This is a genomic window from Flavobacterium sp., assembly GCF_027531905.1.
In the GTDB taxonomy this organism is placed as follows: domain Bacteria; phylum Bacteroidota; class Bacteroidia; order Flavobacteriales; family Flavobacteriaceae; genus Flavobacterium.
Map to the genome: position 1 here is coordinate 13,668 of NZ_JAPZSU010000014.1, position 17,836 is coordinate 31,503.

18 protein-coding genes are annotated in these 17,836 nt (G+C 36.9%); 9 read left to right on the forward strand and 9 right to left on the reverse strand.

The genetic code is table 11. The features are described from left to right. Positions 1–126: 126 nt before the first annotated feature. The 7 genes from O9307_RS04565 to scpA all read left to right on the forward strand — a co-directional run bounded on the left by O9307_RS04565 (position 127) and on the right by scpA (position 6,473). Positions 127–729: a Uma2 family endonuclease gene (locus O9307_RS04565; RefSeq protein WP_298295794.1), complete on the forward strand. Its 603-nt coding sequence runs from the start codon at positions 127–129 to the stop codon at positions 727–729. After that, positions 730–1,452 carry an SAM-dependent methyltransferase gene (locus O9307_RS04570; protein ID WP_298295796.1) on the forward strand — a complete coding sequence of 241 codons (723 nt, stop codon included), beginning with the start codon at positions 730–732 and terminating at the stop codon, positions 1,450–1,452. It abuts the gene before it with no gap. Positions 1,453–1,501: 49 nt separating this feature from the next. Then, positions 1,502–1,642 (forward strand): hypothetical protein, encoded by a 141-nt coding sequence (locus tag O9307_RS04575; RefSeq protein WP_298295798.1) that lies wholly within the window; start codon positions 1,502–1,504, stop codon positions 1,640–1,642. A 316-nt stretch (positions 1,643–1,958) separates the two neighbouring features. Next, a complete protein-coding gene (gene udk / locus O9307_RS04580) occupies positions 1,959–2,567 on the forward strand; it encodes a uridine kinase (RefSeq protein WP_298295801.1) in 609 nt (202 codons plus the stop codon). A 31-nt stretch (positions 2,568–2,598) separates the two neighbouring features. Further along, positions 2,599–2,931, forward strand: coding sequence for a septum formation initiator family protein (locus O9307_RS04585; RefSeq protein ID WP_298295803.1), 333 nt, complete (start codon positions 2,599–2,601; stop codon positions 2,929–2,931). A 10-nt stretch (positions 2,932–2,941) separates the two neighbouring features. Beyond that, positions 2,942–4,306 carry a methylmalonyl-CoA mutase subunit beta gene (locus O9307_RS04590; protein WP_298295805.1) on the forward strand — a complete coding sequence of 455 codons (1,365 nt, stop codon included), beginning with the start codon at positions 2,942–2,944 and terminating at the stop codon, positions 4,304–4,306. Between the two features lie 40 nt (positions 4,307–4,346). Beyond that, positions 4,347–6,473, forward strand: a complete 2,127-nt coding sequence (gene scpA, locus O9307_RS04595) for a methylmalonyl-CoA mutase (RefSeq protein WP_298295807.1) — start codon at positions 4,347–4,349, stop codon at positions 6,471–6,473. Between the two features lie 51 nt (positions 6,474–6,524). On the opposite strand, the gene O9307_RS04600 is transcribed toward scpA, so the two are convergent. The 9 genes from O9307_RS04600 to dapF all read right to left on the reverse strand — a co-directional run bounded on the left by O9307_RS04600 (position 6,525) and on the right by dapF (position 14,670). Next, a complete protein-coding gene (locus O9307_RS04600; RefSeq protein WP_298295809.1) occupies positions 6,525–7,430 on the reverse strand; it encodes a phytanoyl-CoA dioxygenase family protein in 906 nt (301 codons plus the stop codon). 142 nt (positions 7,431–7,572) lie between these two features. Then, a complete protein-coding gene (locus O9307_RS04605; RefSeq protein ID WP_298295811.1) occupies positions 7,573–8,106 on the reverse strand; it encodes a hypothetical protein in 534 nt (177 codons plus the stop codon). Beyond that, entirely contained in the window at positions 8,090–8,782 is a 693-nt protein-coding gene (prfH, locus tag O9307_RS04610) for a peptide chain release factor H (protein WP_298295813.1), read from the reverse strand. The genes O9307_RS04605 and prfH overlap by 17 nt, the downstream gene beginning before the upstream one ends. 1 nt (position 8,783) lies before the next feature. Continuing rightward, on the reverse strand, positions 8,784–10,175 hold the full coding sequence (locus tag O9307_RS04615) for an RtcB family protein (RefSeq protein WP_298295815.1): 1,392 nt from the start codon (positions 10,173–10,175) through the stop codon (positions 8,784–8,786). 481 nt (positions 10,176–10,656) lie between these two features. Then, positions 10,657–11,289: a peptidoglycan-binding protein LysM gene (locus tag O9307_RS04620; protein WP_298295817.1), complete on the reverse strand. Its 633-nt coding sequence runs from the start codon at positions 11,287–11,289 to the stop codon at positions 10,657–10,659. A gap of 97 nt (positions 11,290–11,386) precedes the next feature. After that, complete coding sequence (locus O9307_RS04625) at positions 11,387–12,265, reverse strand: DUF2279 domain-containing protein (protein WP_298295981.1); 879 nt, start codon at positions 12,263–12,265, stop codon at positions 11,387–11,389. A 20-nt stretch (positions 12,266–12,285) separates the two neighbouring features. Next, positions 12,286–13,326 carry an endolytic transglycosylase MltG gene (mltG, locus tag O9307_RS04630; protein WP_298295819.1) on the reverse strand — a complete coding sequence of 347 codons (1,041 nt, stop codon included), beginning with the start codon at positions 13,324–13,326 and terminating at the stop codon, positions 12,286–12,288. An 11-nt stretch (positions 13,327–13,337) separates the two neighbouring features. Beyond that, positions 13,338–13,871 (reverse strand): GNAT family protein, encoded by a 534-nt coding sequence (locus tag O9307_RS04635; RefSeq protein ID WP_298295821.1) that lies wholly within the window; start codon positions 13,869–13,871, stop codon positions 13,338–13,340. 16 nt (positions 13,872–13,887) lie between these two features. Continuing rightward, positions 13,888–14,670, reverse strand: a complete 783-nt coding sequence (gene dapF, locus O9307_RS04640; RefSeq protein ID WP_298295823.1) for a diaminopimelate epimerase — start codon at positions 14,668–14,670, stop codon at positions 13,888–13,890. A 136-nt stretch (positions 14,671–14,806) separates the two neighbouring features. On the opposite strand from dapF, the gene O9307_RS04645 reads away from it, so the two are divergent. Together O9307_RS04645 and O9307_RS04650 are read left to right on the forward strand one after the other, a co-directional pair. Then, positions 14,807–16,207 carry a Do family serine endopeptidase gene (locus O9307_RS04645; protein ID WP_298295825.1) on the forward strand — a complete coding sequence of 467 codons (1,401 nt, stop codon included), beginning with the start codon at positions 14,807–14,809 and terminating at the stop codon, positions 16,205–16,207. 158 nt (positions 16,208–16,365) lie between these two features. Further along, a complete protein-coding gene (locus tag O9307_RS04650) occupies positions 16,366–17,814 on the forward strand; it encodes a glyceraldehyde-3-phosphate dehydrogenase (RefSeq protein WP_298295827.1) in 1,449 nt (482 codons plus the stop codon). Positions 17,815–17,836 lie beyond the last annotated feature (22 nt).

Consider the following 17,836-nt stretch of genomic DNA (forward strand, 5'->3'; position numbering starts at 1 on the left):
TAAAGGATAACGCTTAGTATCTTTATTGGGCATAAGAGATTAAAAACACCGCTGTTATTATCGCTCAATTGCAAAAAATCATAGACAAGTTAAGATAGTTTTATAACTTTGTGAAAAACACAGCATATGTCAGTAGTAAAAAATTTTTCAGACTTAGACTTGACAAAAACATACACCTATTCCGATTATTTGCTATGGCAATTTTCAGAGCGAGTGGAGCTAATCAAAGGATTTATTCGTAAAATGAGCCCTGCCCCAAGCCGAAAACATCAAACAATAAGTTATAATTTAACATTGAGCATAGGGAAGTTTTTTCAAAATCATCCTTGCAGTGTTTTCGTTGCCCCTTTTGACGTAAGACTTCCGATTGCCTCTTCAAAAAAAGATACGACTGTCGTACAACCCGATTTGTGCATTATTTGTGATGAAAACAAATTAGATGACAAAGGCTGCAACGGCGCACCAGATTTAATTGTAGAAATATTATCACCCAACAACAGCAAGCATGATGTAGATACCAAATTCAGTTTATACCAAGAAAGTGGCGTAAAAGAATATTGGATAGTAGAACCCGAAGAGTGTTTTGTTTTAGTGTACACGTTACAAAACGAAGAATACATCGGATTAAAACCCTTTTCTGAAGGGCAAATAATTAAAAGTCCACTGTTTTCAGAAATGCAAATTACAGTTGACGAGGTATTCAAAAGAATAAACAAAGAAAACCACTAAATGAAACCAACTCTTTCGCTAGGAAAATTATACTTAATCCCAACCACTATGGGCGATTGCGACCCAATGGATGTGTTACCGCAAACCATCAAAAGAAGCATCGATTTTATTGACCATTACATTGTAGAAAACGAAAAAACGGCAAGAAAATCAATCAAAATAGTACAACCCGAAAAAAAACAATCAGAACTCGTACTTTTTACCCTAAACAAACACACCGAAACCAAAGAACATTTGGCTATGATTCAACCCTTGCTTGAGGGAAAAAACATGGGACTCATGAGCGAAGCCGGTTGCCCTGGTGTAGCCGATCCCGGAGCAGTAATTGTAAAAATCGCACACGACAAAGGCATACAAGTCGTTCCGCTGGTTGGCCCGTCCTCTATCCTACTAGCCCTTATGGCTTCTGGTATGAACGGACAAAGCTTTACCTTCAACGGCTATTTACCTATCGAAAAAGAGGAGAAAAAAACGGCCTTGAAGTTTTTAGAAAAATTATCTTTCGACAAAAACCAATCCCAAATTTTCATCGAAACCCCATATCGCAACAACAAACTACTCGAAGATTTGATTCAAATCCTACATCCCGAGACCCATCTTTGCGTAGCGACCGATATCACTTTGCCCACCGAATACATCAAAACCAAAAAAATTAACGCTTGGAAAAAAGAAAAAGTAGACTTACACAAGCGTCCTAGTATTTTTATTTTGCACAAAATGTAACTTTGTTTGTTTTTTATTACATTAGCAACATTAACTAATACTATAACTAATGAAAATCACCAAACGCGATGTGTCTGTTTTTATCTTCGGCATGTTAACATGGATGGCAGTTGAGATCATTTACGATTGGGAAGGTCACAAAAAAAGTTTTAATGAAGGCTATCAACAAGGAGAAAAAGCCTTCAAATAATTCAAGTAACCTGTAATTAAAACTTACAGGTTTTTTTTATTTTCAAAAATAGAAGCAGAAAAAATAGGCTTATCAGGAAACATCGTCCCGTGATCCGCTCTATCTTTACTGCCGAACCCCGGCAGCAAAGGATGCCACTCCTCCCGGGGCTAAAAGACAAAAACGAAACCTTGCCCACATTTAAAAAACCAAATCCTTTTACAACCCATCACGGCTACTATTTTAAACTCCAAGGCTTTTAAAAATAGTCCGAAAAAACAAATCGGTATCTCTTTAAATTCTTATTTTTGTAACAAAATTTAAAACTAAAGTTAGTATGCTCATCATAGGAATTGCAGGAGGAACCGGAAGTGGAAAAACAACAGTAGTACATCAAATCATGAATGAACTACCCGATGCCGAAGTGGGTATCATTTCTCAAGATTCTTATTACAAAGAAAACAAAAACATGAGTTATGAGGAGCGTTCCAACATCAATTTTGACCATCCTAGAGCCATCGATTTCGAGCTCTTAGTAGCACATTTAAAAGAACTAAAACAAGGTAACATCATCGATCAACCTGTTTACTCTTTTATCAAACACAACAGAACCGACGATGTAATCATCACACACCCAAGAAAAGTGATGATTGTAGAGGGTATTTTAATATTTACCAATCCGGAATTACGTGATTTATTCGACATCAAAGTCTATGTCCATGCCGATTCAGACGAACGACTAATTCGTAGATTACGCAGAGATATTTCCGAAAGAGGTCGCGACATGGAAGAAGTATTGAGCCGTTACCAACACACACTTAAACCGATGCACGAACAATTCATCGAACCAACCAAAGCCCACGCCGACATCATTATTCCTAATGACAAGTTCAACACAGTAGCCATTGATGTGGTTCGTGCCGTAATTAACCAACGTATTTTGTAAACCAACAATTTCCTATTCCTAATATCTAGCAATGAAAAATCCCTATAAAGATAAAAAGTGGTTCAAATTACTCAGTAACAAATACATCTGGGTATCCTTGTTTTTTATCGTTTGGATGACTTTCCTAGACAATTATTCTTATTTTGATCACCGAATTCTAAACAAAGACATTGAGGAATTGAAAGAAAATAAAAAATACTACGAAGAAGAAATAAAAAAGGATAAACAACATATCCAACAATTACATAATTCTGAACAAATAGAAAAATACGCTCGCGAAAAATACTATATGAAAAAAGATAGCGAAGACATCTATATCATAGAATTTGAAGGCGATAGCATTATTAAAAACGACCCAAACTAATACAACTACAATGGCGCAAAATCTATTTGAAGATTTCAATGCTGTTTCGGCTAAACAGTGGAAACAAAAAATCCAATTTGAACTCAAAGGTGCCGATTACAACGAAACAGTGATTTGGAATTCCCCAGAGGAAATAAAAGTAAAACCATTCTACGACAAAGAAGATTTAAAAGGTAGTGCTAGCATTAGCACCCAAGCAACTGCCTTCAGTATTTGCCAAAACATCTTTGTACACGATTTAGACAAATCCATCGAAAGAGCTTTAGATACACTACAACGCGGAGCAACTAGCCTCCGATTTACGATTCCTAATGAGAATATTGCTGTAGAAAAATTACTTGCAGCACTTCCTTTAGCAACAACAACTCTTTATTTTCATTTCCAATTTCTTTCAATCGATTTCGTTGCAAAAATTGATCAAATTGCAAAAGAAAAAGAAGCTACGATTTTCTGCTTATTGGATCCTATCGGACAATTAGCCCAAGACGGCAATTGGTTTTCATCAGCAGAAAAAGACAATTTCGAAATCCTTAAATCGCTTTTTAACAGTAACCAAAATTGCTCATTATTAAGTATCAATATGGGATTGTATCAAAATGCAGGAGCCACTATGGTTCAGGAATTAGCCTATGGTTTAGCACATGCCAATGAGTATTTCAACCATATCCCGAATGGCAAGAAAAGTGTGGTGTTTCAAGTCGCCATAGGAAGTAACTACTTCTTCGAAATTGCAAAATTAAGAGCCTTACGTCAACTTTTTGAAATCGTATCCAATGCCTATGAATTGGATATCGATTGTCATATTCTAGCCACTCCAACTAAAAGAAACAAAACGATTTACGACTACAATGTCAATATGTTACGAACTACTACAGAATGCATGAGTGCCATTTTGGGAGGAGCAGATGCAGTTGCCAATTTGCCATATGACGCCTTGTATCACAAAGACAACGAATTTGGAGACCGTATTGCTAGAAATCAATTGTTGATTTTGAAAAACGAATCGTATTTCGACAAAGTCAACAATCCAGCTGACGGAAGTTATTATATAGAAAGCATCACCCAACAGTTAGCAGAAAAAGCACTTCAATTGTTTAAAGACATCGAAAAAAATGGTGGTTTCTTAAAGCAATTGAAAGAAGGTACCGTCAAAAGAAAAATCCAAGAAAGTGCCGACAAGGAGCAAGCTTTATTTGATACTGGTAAAAAAATATTATTAGGAACCAACAAACATCCCAACCAAGCTGACCGAATGAAGCACGATTTGGAATTGTTTCCTTTTGTGAAAATCAATCCACGAAAAACACTGATTACCCCGATAATCGAAAAACGTTTGGCCGAAAAAATCGAACAAGAACGACTCGCAACTGAGTAAGCTTATTCTATCCAAAACGTTTCACCATTACTATTCAGCCATGAAAAGAAAAGACCTTCAATATATTACCTTAGACCATTCCGCAAAAAGTGCTAGTTTACCTAGTCACGAGCCTTTCCTTACAGCGGAAGGTATTACGATTCCACCTACCTATTCTGAAAAAGACATTGAAACCTTAGAGCATTTGGACTTTGGGGCTGGTTTTGCGCCCAACTTACGTGGACCATATGCGACCATGTATGTTCGTAGACCGTGGACGATACGACAATATGCGGGCTTTTCTACTGCCGAAGAAAGCAATGCTTTCTACCGACGCAATTTAGCCGCGGGTCAAAAAGGATTGTCCATTGCTTTTGATCTTCCTACGCACAGAGGCTATGATTCCGATCACGAACGTGTGGTTGGAGACGTTGGAAAAGCAGGTGTAGCCATTGACACCGTGGAAGACATGAAGGTATTGTTTGACCAAATTCCACTGCAAGAAATGTCGGTTTCTATGACTATGAATGGAGCCGTTTTGCCAATTATGGCTTTTTATATTGTAGCAGCAGAAGAACAAGGCGTAGCTCCAGAACACCTTTCTGGAACGATACAAAATGACATTTTAAAGGAGTTCATGGTGCGAAATACCTACATCTATCCTCCTACTCCTTCTATGAAAATTATAGCTGATATTTTTGAATTTACCAGCAAAAAAATGCCCAAATTTAACTCTATATCCATCTCTGGTTACCATATGCAAGAAGCGGGAGCTACCGCAGATATTGAGTTGGCTTACACCCTAGCCGATGGCTTAGAGTACATTCGAACGGGTTTAGCCACCGGAATGAAAATTGATGAATTTGCGCCAAGATTATCTTTTTTCTGGGCCATTGGAATGAATCATTTTATGGAAATTGCCAAAATGCGTGCTGGTAGAATGCTCTGGGCCAAATTGCTCAAAGAATTCAACCCTGCGGATGAAAAATCATTGGCCTTGCGAACCCATTGTCAAACTTCTGGCTGGAGTTTAACCGAACAAGACCCTTTTAACAACGTAGCACGAACCGTAGTCGAAGCGGCTGCAGCTGCTTTTGGAGGCACTCAATCATTACATACCAACGCACTAGACGAAGCCATTGCTTTACCAACTGATTTCTCCGCAAGAATTGCAAGAAATACCCAAATCTATTTACAAGAAGAAACCCTAATTACCAAAACCGTAGACCCTTGGGGAGGCAGTTACTATGTAGAAAGTCTTACGAATGAAATTGCCGAAAAAGCTTGGCAATTGATTCAAGAAGTAGAAGCCTTGGGCGGAATGACCAAAGCCATTGAGGCCGGTATTCCAAAATTGAGAATTGAAGAAGCTGCCGCTAGAAAACAAGCGCGAATCGACAGCGGACAAGATATTATTGTAGGGGTCAATCAATACCGATTGGAGAAAGAAGACCCTTTGCAAATCTTGGATGTAGACAACCAAATGGTTCGTAAACAACAGTTAGCGCAATTGGAAAAAATCAAAGCCAACAGAGACTCCGAAAAAGTAAAAAGTAGTCTCGAAAAATTGATTCATTGTGCCAAAACCAATGAAGGTAATTTGTTAGAAATAGCCGTAGAAGCCGCAAGAAACCGAGCAACACTTGGCGAAATAAGCGATGCCTTAGAAACGGTTTTTGGACGTTACAAAGCACAAATTAAATCCTTTAGTGGCGTGTATAGCAAAGAAATTAAAGACGACAAAAGTTTTGAAAAAGCCAAGCAACTTGCCGATGCTTTTGCCAAACAAGACGGAAGAAGACCCCGAATCATGATTGCTAAAATGGGGCAAGATGGACACGACCGTGGCGCCAAAGTAGTAGCCACAGGTTATGCTGATGTAGGTTTTGATGTAGACATTGGCCCATTGTTTCAAACTCCTGAAGAGGCGGCTAAACAAGCGGTAGAAAACGATGTGCATATCCTTGGCGTCTCATCCTTGGCGGCAGGTCACAAAACCTTAGTCCCACAAGTGATTGAAGAACTCAAAAAATACGGTCGCGAAGATATTATGGTCGTAGTAGGTGGCGTCATCCCAGTGCAAGATTACCAATTCCTTTTTGATGCTGGAGCGGTTGCCGTTTTTGGTCCTGGAACCAAAATTAGTGAGGCTGCGATTAGTATTTTGGAGATATTGATGGAGGAATAATTGTGTTTTCAAACCTGACAGGTTTTTAAAACCAGTCAGGTTTAAACAATTCTAAACCCACTCTTTAGCTTCGATATACGCTTCACTAATATAGCTTAGGTATTGCACCATACGTGGTGAAGTACCGTAATTTGGTGTTGCGCAATGTGGCAGGGCTTGATGCCAAATCACCATATCGCCAGCAGAGGCGGTAATGGCTTGGGGTTTGAGTGTTGCTAAAGCGTGTGCTCTCGGATGAACACCTTCGGGAATCTCCTCCATCCAAGTAGCAATCTGATGATGAAAACCAGGCACACAATGAAAAGCCCCATCTTGTGGTCCGCAATCAGATAAATAAATCAAGCCTTGCAATCGGAACGGAATGGGTAATTGCAAACTCACATCCCAATGTAAATCACTACCCTTAAAAGAATAACTCTGAGTCACTGGTGGGTTAAAACTTATTTTATCGATGGTTTTGTAAATAGCTTCAGACTTATACAGCTGTTCAAAAGCTTTCTTGATTCTCGCCGAAGCTCTGTTTTTTTCTAACAACGGATGGTCAAAAAAATTAACCATCATTCCGCGTTGTTGGGGATGGCTTTGGTACCAAGTTTCGGGTTGTTCTGGATGCATTCCCAAAAACTCCCAAATCAGCTGTTGGGTTGCAGCACAATCCTCCTTTGAAATTGCATTAGGTAATATAAGATACCCGTTGGTTTCAAAAAACTGCAATTCGTCATCACTTAAAACTGAAGTTTCTTGAGTGACCGATTGAATAAGTTTTCCTTCTTTTTCTTGCACCCAACTTTCAAATTCTTCAATAGAAGGTTTTTCAAAGTACAAATAATGCAAGGCTTCATCAATTCCGACGCCTCTTTTGTATAAATATTCTATTTCATGTGTCCAGTTTGAGGTCGTTTCTTTGACTCCTAAGGCTCGATTTCTGAAAGCAACAAGTAAGTGATTGGTGTTCATAAGTAAATCATTAACGCTATATCAAATATAACAAATGCAAAATGCTTCATAATCTTAGATGTACTAAAGTCCAACTTTTTAGTTATGAAATCTGATTTTACGGTGTGAATCATAAAAAAAACCAGCTCTAAAGCTGGTTCTCTCATTTCTTCTTGACAATTTTATCCGATTTCTTCTTCTTTGATTTTTCCTTTGGCTTTAGCAAATCCTTTTTGGCTTTTAACCGCTTGGTTACTTCATCAATTTCGAAAGAATCGTTTGCAAAAGAGGCTAATTTTACTTCTTTCAATACTTTTATGGCCGCTTTTATCTTATATTGACGTTCCAACAATTGTACTTTTTTCAATAAAATCGCCATTTTGTCAATCCCTTTAATCGTTAAGGCAAAATCAATTAATTTAGAAGCTTCTTCATAATCTTCATTCAAAAGCAAGGTTTCTAAATAATAAGGATAAACCGACACGGCATCGATATTAATCGCTAATGCTTCTTGAAAATAGTTTTTTGCTGCTTCGTAATTTTGCAATTGCTCTGTTTGAATTCTTCCATGCAAACACAAAGCAGTTGTGTTTTTTGCATCGTATGACATTGCATAATCCAAAGATTCAATTGTTTCTTCTAAAGAATAAGGATAGTTATCCAAGGCCTGAAACAAATATTTATCTGTATTTTTCATTTTTTAATTCGTTTTTTAATTGCTGTCGTACAGCTTTAAATTTCTTCTCAGTTTTGAGTTTTTTAAAATCAGAACCTTCAAACGTTCGAATTGGATTTCCGCGTTCTACTGCTAGTTGATTAGTCCATTGACTTTGAAATTGTTGTTTCAAAAGATGCAATTGGGCTTCATTTAGTTTTAGCAACAAACGCTCCGTAGCCAATTTTTTATTTTGATGTTGCGAACGTGAATCCATGCTAACCACACTAATTCCCGTTGGTACATGTGTCGCTCGAATCGCCGAACTTACTTTATTCACATGTTGACCACCAGCTCCCGAACTTCGCATTGCTTGATACTGAATGTCTTTTTCAGAAAAAGCACGAGATGGAATCGTATCTATTTCGAAAATTCCAATAAACCAATTACTACGTTTGTGAAACTTTCTAAAGGTACTTTTCCCAATCCATTGAATGGTTCCCACCCATGATTCCTTAAATTCAGAAGCATCTTTTCCAATAATTTGGACCATTGCCGAAGCTACTGTTCCATTTTCGGAACCTGCTTCGTGCTGCAAAACAGTCGCTTTTAATTGTAAAGTTTCTGCTTCTTGCAACACTTTTTTCAGGACTTGAGCCACTACCCAAGTGCATTCCGCAGGTCCTCTTCCCGATGTTATTTGTAAAATCTTTTCCATCTTATCGGTCCATTCTAACAATTTTTGGTGTAAAAGTGCCTAACACATCCACCAAATCCGTTTGCAAATTCATCACCGTATGAATGTTTTTATACGCCATTGGTGCTTCGTCAATATTGCCTCCGATTAAGATAACATCATTATCAGCCAAAACTTTTTTAACCTGACTTTGTGTAAAAGTAGCTTTGCATTTCGCTCTCGAAAACAAACGTCCCGCTCCGTGCGAAGCCGATTGCAAACTTTCTTCATTCCCTTTACCCATTACAATAAATCCTGGCGCCGTCATCGAACCCGGAATGATTCCTAATTGTCCTTTAGCAGCTGGCGTGGCTCCTTTTCGGTGTACTATACATTCTTTGCCATCAACCATTTCTTTCCAAGCAAAATTGTGATGATTTTCGATGGTTACCACAATGCGTTTTCCTAACGCTTTAGCTAATCTTCTGTGAATATCTTCATGACAAGCTTTGGCATAATCGCCTGCTAAATTCATAGCCAACCAATACTCTTGACCATCATGTGTATTCAAATCCAACCAAGCCAAATGTTGTACATTTTTGGGTAACGGACATTGTTTACTTGCCAAATACGTGTAATGTTTGGCGATATTGGCACCCAAGCCGCGTGAACCGCTATGCGATAAAACTGCCACGTATTCTTTGGCTTCCAACTTCCATTCAGGTAAGGGATTGTCTAATTTCACCATTCCGAATTCCACAAAATGGTTTCCTCCGCCAGACGAACCTAATTGCTTGTACGCTTTGTCTAACAACTGTTTTACAACTGGAATAGTTTTGAATTCGTCTCGGTAAAAGACTTCATGATCGACTTTAATCTTATGTGTTTCACTCATTCCAAATTTGGTATTGTCTTTCAAAATGGCTTGCAATTGATGGTCTTTTCCTTTAAGAAAAGACGCAGGCAAATCGAAAATCGATAAGCTCATTCTGCAACCAATATCTACTCCTACACCATACGGAATTACCGCATTATCTGTGGCTAAAACACCCCCAATTGGCAATCCGTAACCAGAATGTGCGTCAGGCATTAAAGCACCTTTTACCGAAATAGGCAATTTTAAAGCGTCGTACAATTGAAACTTTGCTTGTTCGTCAATTTCGTTTTCTCCAAAGATGGAAAAAGGGGCTCGAGTCGTTTTCAATTGATTGAATTTTACTTGAACGGGATTGACTAAACCTTCAGCTACTTTTCCCCAAGTACCGTCTCCTTTGAATTTTTCTGGATGTAGCAATACTTGTTTAGCTTCGGTTAAAATACTTTCCTTTTTCTCTTTTTTTCGATATCTGTTGATTTGCCCTAAGGCAATATTTATGGCATTATTTTTTGGGAAGCCTAATTTGATTAAGTCTTTCCCGGATAGTTTATTTCCCATGATTATTTTAAAAATGATTCATAACAATGCGCAAAAACTTACCAAGAAGGCAGAGCAATAGCACATTGCATTTTTTTTGAATACGTTTCGGGAAAATTTTTGAAGGTTCTAGAATAAACAAAAAAAAGCCCGAAACTAAATGTCTTCGGGCTTTTTCATATATGTTATTTTATCTATGATTGTGTGAAGCCGCGAAGAAAAGCCACACCAGTTCCAACTGATGCAATGCTTTGAGGTAATGATTTAAATACAAACATTTTCTTCGCTGTTAAAAGGTTACTAATTTTCTGCCACAAAGATTTATTTTAATTTTTTAATTTTCCTAATTAATTTTGCATTTTTTTTAAATAAATAGCACAAAAAACTAATAATCAACATTTTAAATTTATAAAATAAATTATAAATATTGTTTAAAAATGGTTCTAAACAAAAAAAGCTATGAATTAAATCACAGCTTTTTTAAAAAATAATTGTAAAATTTTTAAATAGAATGTACTGTTGCATTATTGTTTGCCACAATAATTGAGGTGTCATACCCTCCAAAAGCTTTTAAATAACTTCGCAATGAAGTTCCATAAGCATCCCGGAAATACTTTTTACCATTGTACCTAAAAAATTTCTTTACAGATCCTGCACCAGCTAAATGAGCTGCTGCCAATATGCCCGACTCGGTAATTAGAATTCCATCGATAACACTTCCTTCGTGTTTTTCGATAACATCTTCAAGAAGATGTTTGTTTTTGGATAGAAGTGCTACAAACGCTTTCTCTTGCAAATCTGGACTGTTTAAAAACTTTTTAGGGCTTTTAACACCGACTGCTTTTAGGGTTTGTACTCCAAATTGATATTTTCCCAAATATCCCAAAGAATTTACTTTTTTATATTTACCTCGAGATTCTTTGTGAGCTACTGCTTCTTTAAAACCAATGAACTCATTTTTGGTAAAGGCAATGTCTGAAATAGACGTTTCGGTGGAAGGAAAAGCTGTTGTTGTAGTTTCCTTTTCTACAGGTTGAGCCACTGGACTGAGGCTCTTTTTTTCGTTTTTGAAACTTAAGCTCAAAAAGGCAATAATACCTAGTAAACCTAAGAAAAAATACCATCTCTTTATCATAAATTGAATTTCTTCACACGCTGTCACCCTGTGAAATTTCTATGCGCAAAGATACCACTTTAAAAAAGGAGACTGAAAAACAGTGAGTTAAAAATTGTTAAAAGTAAAAGGTGTGTGCCTTAAAACCAGTGTGAGTGCTATATGACAAAGTTGGAGCAGGTACTTTTATGGTGTTAAAAACCGAAAAAAGGGTCTTTAGAAAAGAATTTTTAGTAGTAATTTTCGTTAGATCAACATCAAAACTGAGATAAAACTGTCTGTATCGCTGATCTGTTGGATCAATTCCTGAGCGCATCCCGTCAGCGCCGTATCCAAATGCTAGGTTCAACCATTTTGGAATTTTAGACCCTTTAAAAAAAGAATGCATATTGACCGATAACCAATAGGTTTGTCCATTGTAATCTTTAAGCAACTGCTCTGAAAAAGTACTGCCTAATTTATTGGGATTTTGTGCTGCAAATGAAGTCGTGTGAAAAGAAAACTTTGGGGTAATTCGTTGTTCCTTCCAAAGCAACTCTTGCGAAACGTAAAGTCCAGTTCCAAGTGCATTGGCCACAATATCACCAGATGAAGCTCCCCATTCAGCAGAAAAGCCATCCATCATTTCAACTATAGACAAAAAGGCAAATCCTAAAGTAGCGCCATAAATCAGTTGATCTTGTTTCCGAACACCACTCCATTGCAAAGCTTCGGAACCAAAACGTCCCAAATGATAAGCAGAATATAAATGTCCTATTTTGTCCATCTGCAACCACTCGGCATTGTCGTTAATAAAGTGAAAATTTGATTTAGGATAATCCGCGTACCAGAGTTGATTCAGTCCCACCAAAGTAGCACCTCCCAACACCGTTTCGGTAATGATAACAGCGTTTCTTCTTTGAATATTTAAAGAATCGGATGGGGTAAAAAAAGAGTTTGGAGCCTCTTGTGCAAAAAGCCCAAAAGTGCTCCAAAAAAAAAGTAGCAATCGAAACATCGTATTTCGAAAGGAAATGATTATCGTTTTACACCTTGATTGTTGATCCAATCTGAATACTTTTTAGCATTAACATTATGTTCTGGCAACGTGGCTGCAAACTCATGATATCCAAAACGATCTACACTAGCACAAAAATAAAGGTAATTGTGTTTTTCGGGTGCCAAAACCGCTTCGAGTGCCGTGATATCAGGCATAGCAATTGGACCTGGAGGCAAGCCAATATTCTTATAGGTATTGTAAGGCGAATTCAAGAACAAATCATTGTAAAAGACGCGTTTTATCACTTGATTAAAATCATTGCTTTTCTTTTTTAAGGCAAAAATCACTGTAGGATCTGCTTGTAAAGGCATTTCTTGCTTCAAACGGTTCAAATAGACTCCTGCGATACGAGGTCTTTCGTCTTTTTTAACCGATTCTTTATGAACAATAGAAGCTAAAATCGTTGCTGTAACAGGAGTTAAACCTTGTTGAGCCGCTTGTTGGGTTCTTTTTTCATTCCAAAAAGTACGGTATTCTTTGATCATTTTATCACGGAACTTTTCAGCTGTAATATTCCAATATACTTCATAAGTATTGGCAATAAACATTACAAAAACATTATCCTCTGTAAAACCGTTTTCTTTAAGAAAAGTAGAATCTTTGAACGTAGTCAATAATGACAAACTATCTGGTTCGATTTGTGAGCCCACACGACCTGCTAAGTTTTCTAAACGCTCTTGGTTGTTGAAAGCCAATTTCACAGGTTCATTGATTCGCATGGTTTTTACCAAATCATAACTACTCATTCCGTTTTTAAGTAAAAATCGTCCTGACTTCACATTTTCTGGATAACTCGTTTTCCCAGCTACCAATTCAAATCGTTGCATGTCTTCAACATAAGGTGAAATGAGTTTTTTGACTGCCTCATAATCAGAACCCGTTGGAACATAAACGTATACTTTCTCTTCTGTGAATTTAGTATTGACACTAAAAATTTGACGAATCAATACAAAACCGTACACTAATAACACAGCGGCAACTACTACAGCTCCGATTGAAATGATTTTTTTTACGTTCAAAATATAAAACTTTAAAATTTATGATTAATTAACTGAAAGATAGCCTCGTCTTTGTAAGAACCATTTACTAAAATCCAATCTTTTTTTGTTCCAATTTTTTCGAAGCCAAATTTAGTAAAAAGAGCAATACTAGCGGTGTTTTCAACGCTTATATTTGCATAAAGCTGATGTAAATTCAAGTCATAAAAAGAATACCGAATCAAAAGTTCTAAAGCTTCAGAACCTATTTGCTGATTTCTATTTCCTGCTGACTGAATAACGATTCCAATGCCTGCTTTATTATTTTTGGGGTCAAATTCAAACAAATCAATGAGTCCAACAGCAGGAAAATCTTGGTCTTTACATATCGCTAATCGCAATTGCTTAGCTTCGTAAATATCTTGGTGCGCATTTTCTAAATACTGCTTGACCAAGAAGCGACTGTAGGGCGTTTGCGTATTGCTCACTTCCCAAATACTTTGGTCGTTTTCCATAGCATATACAAACTCCAAGTCATTGGGTTCTAAAGCTCGTAAATAAATGGTATTCCCTTTTAATGTATTCATCAAGATGTTAGAATAATTAGATTTCGATTTGGCCTTTGAAGACGAATTGAGCAGGTCCTTTTAAGAATACATTGGTATACTGACCTCCTAATTGCTCAAAAGACACTTCAAGCTTTCCTCCTTCTACCTTCAAATGAATCGCATTAGAAGCGGTAACTCCCGTTGCATTCATAGCTATTGCAACTGCTGTAACCCCTGTACCACAAGCCAAAGTTTCATCTTCTACACCGCGTTCGTATGTGCGAACTACAAACGTATCTTCATTTATTTGAGAAACAAAATTGACATTACTACCCGCCTTGCCGTACAAATCACTGTAACGAATTGCTGCACCATTTTCCTTTACATTATAATGTTCAAGGTCATCTACAATTTGAACGTGATGAGGCGATCCTGTATTCAAAAAAGAAAATTCAGGCGTGATTTTTAATTCATTTACATCGATCATCTGCAAGGAAACCAATCCATCTGGAGCAACAGTAGCATGATGTAGCCCATCTGTAGCAATAAAAGTTGTGGCATTCTCAATTACATTCAATTGTTTTGCAAAAGCCACTAAGCAACGGCCTCCGTTTCCACACATCGAACTTTCATTCCCATCAGAATTATAGTAAACCATACGGAAATCCGTATCGTTATCATTTTCGAGTAAAATCAAACCATCCGCACCAATTCCAAATCGTCTATCGCATAAACGCTCTATTAGCACAACATCCTCTTTAGGAAAAAAAAGAGAACGATTATCAATCATCACAAAATCGTTTCCTGTTCCTTGGTACTTATAAAAATCTAGTAGCATTTTTAGTAATTTTAATGCACAAAAGTACGATTAATAATGAAAAGTTAAACACTGTTAAAGTGCGTTAAACTACTTTTTTAGTAAAAAGACATCTATTAAATTTGTGACCAAATAACTAATAAAACTAAATTGTATTATGAAAAAATTTTCATCCTTATTTTTGGTATCGTTGCTTAGTGGTGCTACCACTTTGGGAGCTTACAAGCTTTTATTTGAGGGCAATGGGTATTTTTCTAATGACAAAAAAGGCATTGTAACAGTCGCATCAGAAAATTACGGAAGAAATGTAGGTCTCTCAGCAGAAGCAGTCGATTTTACTGAAGCAGCTGACAAAGCCGTTCACTCAGTAGTTCACGTAAAAAATGTATCTCGTAGAACCGTAAGTAATCCTATTATGGAATTTTTCTACGGCTATGGAGGCGGACAATTACAAGAACAAGTAGGAACAGGTTCAGGAGTAATTATTTCTGAAGATGGCTATATCGTAACGAATAATCACGTAATCAAAGACGCTTCAGAAATCGAAATCACACTAAACAATAAAAAGACCTATCCTGCCAAATTAATCGGAACCGATTCTAAAATGGATATCGCTTTATTGAAAATCACTGCCGATGAGAAATTGCCTTATACGGTTTTTGCTAACTCTGATAACGTAAAAGTAGGTGAATGGGTTTTGGCTGTTGGTAATCCTTACAACTTAAACTCAACAGTAACTGCAGGAATCGTTTCCGCCAAAGCTAGAAACTTAGACGCAAGAGGCATACAGTCGTTTATTCAAACCGATGCCGCTGTAAATCCAGGAAATTCAGGTGGTGCGTTGGTAAATGCAAGAGGAGAATTAATCGGAATCAATACGATGATTTCTTCACCAACTGGAAGTTATACGGGTTATTCTTTTGCTGTACCTTCTAATAATGCTAGAAAAATCATTGAAGATTTAATGGAATTTGGAAACGTACAACGAGGCATTCTTGGTGTAGAAGGTAGAGAATTGAATAGTCCAGCTTCTAAAGATTTGGGAATAAAAGAAACGGAAGGTTTTTACATCAATAAAGTAAGTAAAAACTCGGGAGCTGAAAAAGCAGGTTTACAAAAAGGAGACATCATCGTAAAAATTGACAATCAAAACATAGCGACATATGCTGACTTGTCTGGATACATTAGTACCAAACGTCCTAACGACAAAGTGGCTGTCAACTATATTCGTGAGGGTAAAAACAAATCGACCACTGTAACCTTGAGTAAAAACGATTATTTCAGTTCAGAACTCAAAGGAATCGAGGTAGAAAATATTGATGCTGCCGACAAAAAGAAATTCAAAATTGATTATGGTGTAAAAATCAAAGCCATCACCAATGAACGTTACCTACAATATGCCGATGAATTACAAGGCAATATCATTTTGAGTATCGACAATGTAAAAGCTACGAATGTAGAAACTGTTTCAAAAATCATGAAAAACAAAGAGGAGCAACAAAGCATCCGAATAGAAATGATCAACCGAAATGGAGAAATTTTCAGAATAATTATCTAGCACTACATAACAGAAATCCAATAGCCATCACGCTCCAAAGCATGATGGCTTTTTTTTATGAAAAAAAATCACAAAACAGTTTACGAAATCGATTGAAATAGGGTACTTTTGCAAAAAATTTAAAAAACACAACTTTATTTTTTTACAAAAAAACCCATATGAGTACAACACAATTATACGAAAAAGAAGTTACGTTACAAGCCGACAGAAGACGGTCTGGAGTAGAATTAATCAAGATTATTAGTGATTTGTGGTATGACAAATCCATCGAATTGGTTTTATTCAGAAACCATTTGATTGACAGAAATGTGAGCGAAATTCTAAACTTGCACGAATATGCAGGAGAATTTGTTGGAAAACCCATTTCAATTTCTGATTCTGTAGAAATCGCTAGTGTAATTCTAACTTTAGACTTACCGCCTTCTAAATTAGATATCGGAAAATTGACTTACGAATACGGTCTTTTGGACGAAAAATATCCAGACGCTAGACATTTTGTTATTGACAAATTAAAAGAAGCCAAAACAAGTGATGAAATTCAACCAAAAGATGTTGTATTGTATGGCTTTGGACGTATCGGACGTTTATTAGCTCGTGAGTTGATGTCTAAAACAGGTAAAGGTGACCAAATGCGTTTGAGAGCCATTGTAACTCGAGATAAAAACGATGCTACTAGCTTAGAAAAAAGAGCTTCTTTATTGCGTTACGATTCCATTCATGGCGATTTTAATGGTTCTGTTATTGCCGATCTAGCCAACAATGCTTTAATCATCAACGGGACCACCGTTCATATGATTACTGCCAATACTCCAGAAGAAATTGATTATACTATTTACAATATTAACAATGCCTTAGTAATCGACAACACGGGAGCATTCACTACTCAAGAAGCTTTGAGTCGTCACTTGACTTCAAAAGGAACCGATAAAGTATTGCTTACGGCACCAGGAAAAGGAATACCAAATATTGTTCATGGCGTAAACCAAAACGAATACAATCCAGACGAAGTGTCTATTTTTTCAGCGGCTTCTTGCACAACTAATGCCATCACTCCAATTTTGAAAGCCATCGAAGATACTTTAGGAGTTGTAAAAGGACATTTAGAAACCATTCACGCTTACACCAACGATCAGAATTTGGTTGACAACATGCACAAAAAATACCGTCGTGGTAGAGCTGCTGCCTTAAATATGGTAATTACCGAAACAGGTGCTGGTAGTGCGGTTGCCAAAGCCTTACCATCATTAGAAGGAAAATTAACTTCAAACGCGATTCGTGTTCCTGTTCCAAATGGTTCATTAGTAGTTTTGAATCTTGAAGTTAACAAAGCAACTTCTGTCGAAGGCATTAACAACATTATGAAAAAATACGCTTTAGAAGGCGAATTGGTAGAACAAATCAAATACTCGTTGAACAACGAATTGGTTTCTTCGGATATTGTGGGCACTACAGCCCCTTCAATCTATGATAGCAATGCCACTATTGTTTCGAAAGACGGAAAAAACATAGTATTGTACATTTGGTACGACAACGAATACGGCTATAGCCATCAAGTAATTCGTTTGGCCAAATACATTTCAAAAGTAAGACGTTATACTTACTATTAGTAGATAAAACCAACGTTAATTA